We start from the raw sequence: 360 nt of genomic DNA, 5'->3' as shown, positions 1-360 counted from the left end.
GCACCGGTCTGGTTGCGGCTCACCCGCACCGGCAACCAGGTCAGCGGGTACTACTCCACCAACGGAACCACCTTCACCCAGGTCGGCTCGGCGGTGAACCTGTCCGGAGCCAACGCCACCCAGGACGCGGGCGTCTTCCACACCTCCCACGACAACAAGATCTCGGGTACGGCCGAGTTCAGCGGCCTGAGTATCACCACGACTCCGTAGGTCGCGGCAGGCTGGGCGCATGCGAGTGGGGCCTCCCGCTGCTGCTCTTGGTGTCGAATCACCGGGCAGTGGCAGGAGGCCCCTGTGTCGCAGTCATGACGCGGAGAGACACTCGCCCGGCGCCCTCACTGCGGCAGTGACACCAGCAGC

Annotated in this window: 1 pseudogene; it reads left to right on the top strand. The window is 67.2% G+C overall.

Going from position 1 to position 360, the window contains the following annotated elements:
* Positions 1-210 (top strand): annotated as a pseudogene (locus tag M8J73_RS27950) (hypothetical protein); the annotation flags it as partial.
* Between the last annotated feature and the right edge of the window lie 150 nt (positions 211-360).

Origin of the sequence: Streptomyces neyagawaensis, from assembly GCF_023516595.1 — a bacterium.
Classification (GTDB): domain Bacteria; phylum Actinomycetota; class Actinomycetes; order Streptomycetales; family Streptomycetaceae; genus Streptomyces; species Streptomyces neyagawaensis.
The sequence above is the reverse complement of the archived record's forward strand: the minus strand, read 5'-3'. Positions and strand labels throughout refer to the sequence as shown.